Raw genomic sequence first — 8,254 nt, forward strand, 5'->3', positions numbered from 1 at the left:
CGCGATGTTTTTTCGATCCGCGCCCAACCTGCCGGCGCGCCCGCCGAAGCCCCCACTGCAACCGCCGCGCCATCTCAGGCCGGCAATGCGCCAGCGATACGTCAGCCGCAACATTTCGGCCGGTCCGCTGAAAACCATACCGCCGAATCCACCGGCCTGTGGAGCTACTTCTCGCTGGGCCTGACCGAGAATTACTTCAACTTCGCCGGCCGTGCCCGCCGCAAGGAATATTGGGGCTACTGCCTGTTCTGGACGATTGCGCTGATCGTGGTCATAGGGCTCGGCGTCTTCATCGACGACGCCATGGGCAATCTCGACAACAGTGAATTGCCGGCAGTGACGGTCGGCCTCTGCGGCCTCTTCCTGCTGGCGACAGCCCTGCCGTGGTTCGGCCTCAACGTGCGTCGCCTGCACGATATCGGCCTGACCGGCTGGCTCTTCCTGCTTTTCCTGATCCCGACCTTCGGGACCGTGATCATCCTGGTCTTCGCGCTGTTCCCGACCCAGCCGCGCGAAAACCAGTGGGGTCCGGTGCCGGCGGGTGTCGGGGTTTAGCGACTGCCGTGTTCGCTCAAAGCGATGTGTTCGATGATCTTGAAGTGCTTCGCGGTGTGACCACGAAGGCCCTTCTTGTGGGCCTGGATCGTTTCGGTCCCAATAGTCTTGAATTCTGATCCTTCATAGGCAATTTCACAGTTAACCACTCTGCCGGGCCAAAGCCAGATCAAGAGACCCACTTCAAACTGATCTGGGGTCACCTGTAGCAGGTAAAGATCGCTCTTCTCGATCTGATATTGTTCGCAGACGAACTGCAGCAATGGCGCGAGATGCTGATCGCCGCGAAAGTCAGCTTGGCGTTCGTGCTCGCCAAGAATATCCCTTTCGATGGCGCGACCCACCTCGCCCATCTGTCAGCCCAGGAACTTGGCGATGATCGCGTCGCCCATCTCAGCGGTGCCGACCTCGGTCATCCCCGGCGAATGAATATCCCTGGTGCGCAAGCCCTGGTCGAGCACCGCGGCGATTGCGCCTTCCAGCCGGTCGGCCTCTTCGACCATGCCGAAGGAATAGCGCATGCACATGGCGAAGGAGGCGATCATGGCGATCGGATTGGCGATGCCCTTGCCGGCAATGTCGGGCGCCGAGCCGTGCACCGGCTCGTAGAGCGCCTTGCGCTTTTTTGTCTTCGCATCCGGCGCGCCGAGCGAGGCCGACGGCAGCATGCCGATCGAGCCGGTCAGCATGGCGGCGATGTCGGACAGCATGTCGCCGAACAGATTGTCGGTGACGATGACGTCGAACTGCTTCGGCCAGCGCACCAGCTGCATGCCGCCGGCATCGGCCAACATGTGATCGAGCTTGACGTCGGCATACCTGGCCTTGTGGGTTTGCGTGACGACCTCGTTCCACAGCACGCCTGATTTCATCACATTGCGCTTTTCCATCGAGGTCACGTGGTTCTTGCGCGTGCGTGCCAATTCGAAGGCAACGCCCGAAATGCGCTCGATCTCGAACGTATCGTAGACTTGGGTGTCGATGCCGCGCTTCTGGCCGTTGCCGAGATCGATGATCTGCTTCGGCTCGCCGAAATAGACCCCGCCGGTGAGCTCGCGCACGATGAGGATATCGAGCCCCTCGACCACCTCCTGCTTGAGCGAGGAGGACGCCGCCAGCGCCGGATAGCAAATGGCGGGTCGAAGATTGGCGAACAGCTCCATGTCCTTGCGCAGCCGCAGCAGACCCGCCTCCGGGCGCACCTCGTAAGGCACCGTATCCCATTTCGGTCCGCCGACGGCGCCGAACAGCACCGCGTCCGCCGCCATCGCCTTCGCCATGTCGGCATCGGAAATCGCCGCGCCGTGCGCGTCATAGGCGCAGCCGCCGACAAGGCCCTCATCGGTGACGAAATCGCTGCCGAGCCTGTCGTTCATGGCGGCGATCAATTTCTTCACCTCGGCCATCGCCTCGGGGCCGATGCCGTCGCCGGCAAGCAGGAGAAGATTTTTCGAAGCCATGAGGACCGTCCCGATTGTTTTTAGCGCATGAACGCGGCCTTGCTAAACGCCAAGCGCCCTGCGCGCAAGAAGGAACGCAGTGATGAAGGATCAGCAACGCTCTGCTGGCGATCCTTCACACCCCCCTCTGCCCTGCCGGGCATCTCCCCCGCAAGGGGGGAGATTGACAACCTCACCGCCCCGCGTTCGCTTGCAGCGTTGGAGATTAGCAAAAGTAAGGATGATGGCCGATCTCCCCCCTTGCGGGGGAGATGTCCGGCAGGACAGAGGGGGGTGCTGTCCCGCCTGCGGCTCCCAAGATCAGCAACCCACCTCAGCGCTTCAAAACGCCTACAGATGCGAAAGGATATTGACCAGCCTGCCAAACGGGTCGCGTACGAAGAAGCGCCGCACGCCCCAGGGTTCGTCCGCCGGACCGTATTCGATGGTAAAGCCGGCCGTCTTCATGCTTTCAAGCGCCGCATCGACGTCATCGACTTCGATAGAGATGTCCGGCACCGGCGTTCCTGATCCCCCTTCGGCCATGAAACTGACCTGCACGGACATCGTCTCTTGCGAGCCATAGGTCGCGATCCAGCCCATATCCATCTTGAGATCGAGGCCGAGCACATCCTGATAGAAGGGTTTTGCCGCCGCGATATCCTGCGTGTCTATGTTTGCAACGATGCGTCTGACCTTCACCATGGGCCGATCCTCGTTCTAACCGTGTCGTTGTCGCAACGGTGACAGGCATCAGGCTGTGCGCCGCAGCGCCGTCACCTCGATCTCGATCTTCATTTCCGGCTTGTTGAGCTGGCACACGATCATCGTTGCTGCCGGCCTGATCTCGCCAAACGCCTCGCCGAAGATCGGGAACACCACATCCACGAAAGCCACATCGGTGATATAGTAATGTGCCCGCACCACGTCAGCCATTTCGAAGCCGCCATCTCGCAACGCCTTGGCGATCGTCGTCAGGCAATTGCGCGTCTGTGCCTCGACGGTCTCCGGCATGGACATGGTCGCATAATCGTAGCCGGTCGTTCCGGACACGAAACACCAGTCGCCCTGCACCACGGCGCGCGAATAACCGGCGGTCTTTTCGAAGGGCGAACCGGTGGAGATCAGTTTTCGCATGGTGTCCTCGCGGTGGTTGTCAGTATTTTGCAGGGAAGACGCCGATCCCGCCATGGGCCAACACAGATGGATGGGCGGTGCAATATCTTTGATGCCGGCGGGACGGCCTTCTGGCGGGCGTCGTTCGGAAAGCCAGGCAATTGACTTTCCCCTTCGCTTACGCGGAGCACTCCTTGGCCCCGCAAGGGGAGGTCGGCAGCTTCGACAGCCGCTGCAATTTCTGCTTGCATTGAGGAACAAAAACAGAACTATATAAGTATCCGCGAGGGCAGTCGCAGTAACTCCGGGGGAGGATAAGAACCATGTCATGCCGCACCGGCGCGCTGGCGCGCGCATTTGCAGGGCTTTTGCGTGTGCCGCTGTTGGCGCTGTTCCTCGCGGGGATTGTGGTGCTTGGCGCAATGAGCAACTCGGCACACGCCGCCGGCAAGGATTATGCCGCCTGTTTCAGCGACGGCAAGGCCGGCGCCGACGAGCAGATCGCCGCCTGCACCGCTATTGCCGAGGACAGCACGGAAATTCCCGATCTGCGTGTGAATGCCTATTTCGTGCGCGGCCTGGCCTACACCCGGAAGAACGATATCGACCATGTCATCGCCGATATGACCGAGGTGGTCGCACTCGATCCGACTTACACGCGCGCTTTTACCAATCGCGCCATTGCCTGGGAGGACAAGGGAGACTTCGATCGAGCAGTTGCGGACTATACGCGCGCGATCGCGCTCACGCCGGACGATGCCAGCCTCTACGTCGATCGCGCCAGGGCACTCGGCAAGAAAGGCGAGCACGATCGCGCCATTGTCGATTGCGACAAGGCGATCGACATCGACCCCGCCAACGAAATGGCCTATGGCGTGCGCGGCCTTGCCTGGGAAGACATGGGCGACGCGGCGCGGGCCCAGGCCGATTACGACAAGGCACAGAGCGTGCGAACGGACCCTGTCACACCCTACCATGACCGCGCCCTGTCATGGATCGCCAAGGTCGAGCGCAAGCGCGCCGAAGCCGACTGCAAGCACATTGCCGGGGTCGACGCAGGCAAGGGGCGCGATTGCGCGCGTCTGATCATCGAGGCATTGGGCGAACCGGACGACGGCAGTAGCGGCGCAACCGGCTCAAGCGCCGCTTCCGCCCAAAATGCGCGCGGAGTGGAATGGCAGAATAAGGGTGACCATACCCGCGCCATTGCCGCGTTCGACGAGGCGATCCGGCTGGATCCGGCAAATTCCACTTTCTACTTTAACCGTGCCAAGAGCTGGGGCCTAAAGAAAGACTATGCGCGCGCTCTTGCCGATCTGGATGAAGTCGTCCGCCGCGACCCGGCCGACGCCCAGGCTTACCGAGTACGCGGCATGACGATGGCCCGGATCGGCAATTCAAAGGAGGCATTTGCCGATCTCGACAAAGCTATCTCTTTGAAGCCGGCCGATCCAAAGTCGTACTTTATCCGGGCCCTTGTTTGGGAGGCGAGCAATCCGGACAAAGCAATCGCCGATCTAGACAAGGCCATCGCGCTCGATCCAACCAACGCCGATTACCGCAAGGAAAGGCTAAGCGTCCAACTCGACAAGCGTAGGGTAAGTCCGAAAACCGCCCAACCAACCGACCCTGCGGCCAGCCAGGCTTATGGTGCAGGCGGAGCCGCCGACGCGCCGGCCGCGCCACGAGCGGCCAAGCCAGCCGCACCTCCCGCATACGAGCCGCTGCAACTCTACCCCAAGAAGGAGGATCATTCCGAACTCGTTGCCTGGAATCTGAAACGGGGGCTGGAGCAACAGCTCCAAGGGGATGTCGCCGGCGCAATCGATGCGTTCAGCTTTGCGATCCAGCTCGACCCCTACAACGCCGAAGCGTTTTACGACCGGGCGCTTGCCGAGGCGTCGCAAGGCAACGACGCCCTTGCCGCCACCGACTGCAGGCGCGCCGTCGACCTCGACCCGAAGCGGGCGGGCTCCTGCATCGAACATGCGCCGGGCGAACCAGCCCGGTCGGCCGCCGGGAAGACAAGGGACCCAGGGGCTGCAAAAGTTCTGATCGAGCGCGCCGAGGCGCGACTTGCAGAATATAGCAGCAGCGGCGCGCTTCTCGATCTGGCAAAGGCCATCAGCCTCGACCCGGACAACGCCGACGCCTATCTCGTCCGCAGCCGCGCAAGGGCGTTGAACGGCGACGAGGCCGGGGCCGCAGCGGATTGCCGGCGCGCCATCGAACTCGATCTGAAGCGGGCGGGAGCCTGCGGCGGACAGGTTGCCGGCGGTGAGCGCGGACTGCCCCCGCAGCCGGACAGGCAACAGGCGAAGCCACAAGCGCCCACTCCAGATATCATGGCCACGGACGACACGCTGGCGGCAAAGGCCTTGGAGGCGAAGGACCCGCGCGCGCTGGAAGCGGTGCTTGGCGGTGATGCCTTCCTGGACATGGGCAAATACGACGAGGCGATCGGCGCATATGATCAGGTGATCGCGCTCGATCCCAACAATCGCTTCGGCTATTTCGGCCGCGGCAGGGCCTGGACCGCCAAACGCGACTACAGCAGAGGGATCGCCGATTACGACAAGGCCATCCAGCTCGCTCCCGATTTCGCCGCAGCCTATTTCCGCCGCGGTCTCGCCAAGGTGACTACCGACGACGCCGATGGCGCTCTCGGCGATTGCGACCGGGCCGCAACGCTCGAGCCGAAGGCGCGTGACGCTCACTATTGCCGGGGCATGGCGTGGCACGCCAAGGGCGACGCAGGGCGCGCGATCGCCGCCTATTCGGTGGCAATCGGGATCGATGCGAAGGATGACGCCAGCTATTACGCGCGCGGCATGGCGCGGGCCGACCAGAAGGACTATGACGGCGCCATCGCCGACTTCGACCAGGCCATAAAGCTCGATCCTGGCAATCCAGACTATGCGGTCGCCGGCAAGGCGACGATGGCTGCGCTGGCAAAAATTGGTGGCGCGCCGAACGCCGTAGGCTCGAAGAACCTCAAGGCTTTCATCGATCGCGGCGATGCCTTCTACGACAAAGGCAAATATGATCGCGCCATAGCCGAATACAGCAAGGCGATTGCGCTCGATCCGAGAAAAGCCTCGGCCTATGTCGGCCGCGGCACGTCGCTTGTCGAGAAGGGCATGTACGACGCAGCCATCAACGACTTCGGCAAGGTGATCGAACTCTATCCCAGCTATCTAGACGCTTATATCGGCCGCGCCGTCGCGTGGACCAACAAGAACGAACTGGATCGCGCCATCGCCGACTATAGTCGCGTGCTCGCATTCAAACCGCAATATGCGCCGGCTTATTTTGCGCGTGGCAGCGTCTGGTTCACCAAGGGCGACTTCGACCAGGCGATTGCCGACTTCGACCAGGCGCTGAAGTTCGATCCAAAGATGGCCCCCGCCCGCAAGGGCCGCAAGTTGGCGATAGTGGCAAGAGACGAAGCGAACGCATCGAAGATGTCAGGCAAGGCCGCTGGCCGGGCTGGCGAGCAAGCGACCAGGCCGGGTTGGACTTCGCTGGCCGCGCAGACGTTCAACAAGGGTCGAGCGCTGTATGGAAAGGACGACTATGACGGCGCCATAGCCCTTTACGATAAGGCGATTGCGTTCTTTCCGGCATTCCACGATGCCTATCTGGCCCGCGCCATGTCATGGGAGGCCAAGGGCGATTACGCTCATGCCGTGGCTGATTACAGCCAGGCGATCGCGCTCAACCCGAATTTTGCCGAGACCTACTATGACCGCGGCCAGAACCGCGGTTCCCAAGGAGATTACGACGGGGCGCTTGCGGATTACGACAAGGCCATCACCCTCAATACCAAGGACGCAAGGGTCTATGCCGATCGGGGTCTCATATGGATGGGCAGACATGAGGACGCGGCGGCACTGCGCGATTTCGAAAGGGCGCTCAGTCTCGATCGCAAAAATCTCTTTGCCTATCTGGGCCGGGGCGTCATACGGATCAGCAAGGCGGACTATGACGGGGCCATCGCCGATTTAAGCCAGACGATAAAACTCAAGCCGGATTTCGCCACCGCCTATAAAGTGCGAAGCCGCGCGTGGGACGCCAAGGGCAACCACAAGCGTGCCGAGGCCGACCGCAAGAAGGCATTGCGCCTCGGAGCGAAGTAAGGCTTGGCTTTTCGAACGACGAACGCCCGGAGCGGCAGCGAAGGGCCGAGGCCGGCAGGACGGAGGCGATGGAAAGGATCCCGACAAACTGCTTTTTCCTGCAGCCGTGCCACTAATCCGGCCAAGGTCACGATATGGATCTTGGGTCAAGCCAGAGGATGACGAAGGTGTGCGATTGCTCCGTCGCCAAGCTAATTCGCCGACCCCAGCGCCTTGTCCAGCGCTTCCTTGACGTCGGCCGGCCATGTACTCACCGCCGGCCACGCGTCCGGCTCGGGCTTATCGCCGCGGCGCGCGAAATAGAGCTTGTGCTGGACCGGGTCGACCGCCATGAAGCCGTCATTGCCGCCGCAATCATGCGGCACGCAGCCGCTGGCAAAGAAGGCACCCGAGGCGGTTTTTTCCGTGCCGCCGCCGACCAGCAGGCTGGTCGCCATGTCGGGCATGTCCTTGCCCAGCAGTGTCTCGGCTAGTTTGTACACCGCTTCATTGTGGAAGGCGTCGATGATGTTGTCGTATTTCGACGGATCGACGTCTTTCCAGTCGGTGCCCGGCTCCGGCATGTAGGTCAGATTGCCGGAAGTCGTCAGTCCGGCCGTCGGCGACCATTGCAGCGCCGGCTTGGAATCACCCGGCAGCAGATAGGGTACGAAATAGATGGCGCTGTCGGAGATCGCGGCCGGCGGTGCGCCGCATTCGTCCTGCTCGACCGTGGTCGTCTGGATCGCGCCGCCTTCCGGCTTCCACACGATCACCTTGGCCGGGCCGCACTGGTTGCCGCCGTCGCCGACATCGACCAGCGCCACCTTGACGCCGCCGACCTCGACGATCTTGTCGAAGAAGACGTCGTAATTGCGCGCCAGTTCCCTGCCGTCGAAGGCGAGCACCCGTTCCCCGTACTCCTCCTCCTGGGTGATGGTCAGCTGGCCGCCCTCGAACGGGATCGGCGCCTGTTTGTCATTGTCGGCTAGGGCCGCATTGCTCAACGCGCCCTGGTCGGCGGCC

General features: G+C 62.2%; 7 protein-coding genes. 2 read left to right on the forward strand and 5 right to left on the reverse strand.

The window, feature by feature from the left end; genetic code table 11:
- Positions 1–555, forward strand: a 555-nt coding sequence (locus E5W70_RS23835) for a DUF805 domain-containing protein (RefSeq protein WP_292663064.1), incomplete at its 5' end; no start/stop codon positions are given.
- Here E5W70_RS23835 and E5W70_RS23840 read toward each other — a convergent pair.
- The 4 genes from E5W70_RS23840 to E5W70_RS23855 form a co-directional block, all read right to left on the reverse strand.
- Positions 552–908 carry a hypothetical protein gene (locus E5W70_RS23840; protein ID WP_292663066.1) on the reverse strand — a complete coding sequence of 119 codons (357 nt, stop codon included), beginning with the start codon at positions 906–908 and terminating at the stop codon, positions 552–554. The two genes, E5W70_RS23835 and E5W70_RS23840, sit on opposite strands and share 4 nt — an antisense overlap.
- A 3-nt stretch (positions 909–911) precedes the next feature.
- A complete protein-coding gene (gene leuB, locus E5W70_RS23845) occupies positions 912–2,015 on the reverse strand; it encodes a 3-isopropylmalate dehydrogenase (protein ID WP_292663068.1) in 1,104 nt (367 codons plus the stop codon).
- Between the two features lie 330 nt (positions 2,016–2,345).
- Entirely contained in the window at positions 2,346–2,696 is a 351-nt protein-coding gene (locus tag E5W70_RS23850; protein WP_292663085.1) for a VOC family protein, read from the reverse strand.
- A gap of 51 nt (positions 2,697–2,747) precedes the next feature.
- A complete protein-coding gene (locus E5W70_RS23855; protein ID WP_292663070.1) occupies positions 2,748–3,131 on the reverse strand; it encodes a RidA family protein in 384 nt (127 codons plus the stop codon).
- 302 nt (positions 3,132–3,433) lie between these two features.
- Here E5W70_RS23855 and E5W70_RS23860 point away from each other — a divergent pair, with 302 nt between their 5' ends.
- Positions 3,434–7,249: a tetratricopeptide repeat protein gene (locus E5W70_RS23860; RefSeq protein ID WP_292663072.1), complete on the forward strand. Its 3,816-nt coding sequence runs from the start codon at positions 3,434–3,436 to the stop codon at positions 7,247–7,249.
- Positions 7,250–7,440: 191 nt separating this feature from the next.
- Here the strand turns inward: E5W70_RS23860 and E5W70_RS23865 are convergent.
- A partial coding sequence (locus E5W70_RS23865; protein ID WP_292663074.1) for a hypothetical protein occupies positions 7,441–8,254 on the reverse strand: 814 nt, incomplete at its 5' end.

Source organism: Mesorhizobium sp. (assembly GCF_005063415.1).
In the GTDB taxonomy this organism is placed as follows: domain Bacteria; phylum Pseudomonadota; class Alphaproteobacteria; order Rhizobiales; family Rhizobiaceae; genus Mesorhizobium.

Coding starts and splice junctions, on each gene's coding strand:
- E5W70_RS23860 (WP_292663072.1), top strand. CDS start 3,434: ATGTCATGCCGCACCGGCGCGCTGGCGCGCGCATTTGCAGGGCTTTTG.
- E5W70_RS23840 (WP_292663066.1), bottom strand. CDS start 908: ATGGGCGAGGTGGGTCGCGCCATCGAAAGGGATATTCTTGGCGAGCAC.
- E5W70_RS23855 (WP_292663070.1), bottom strand. CDS start 3,131: ATGCGAAAACTGATCTCCACCGGTTCGCCCTTCGAAAAGACCGCCGGT.
- leuB (WP_292663068.1), bottom strand. CDS start 2,015: ATGGCTTCGAAAAATCTTCTCCTGCTTGCCGGCGACGGCATCGGCCCC.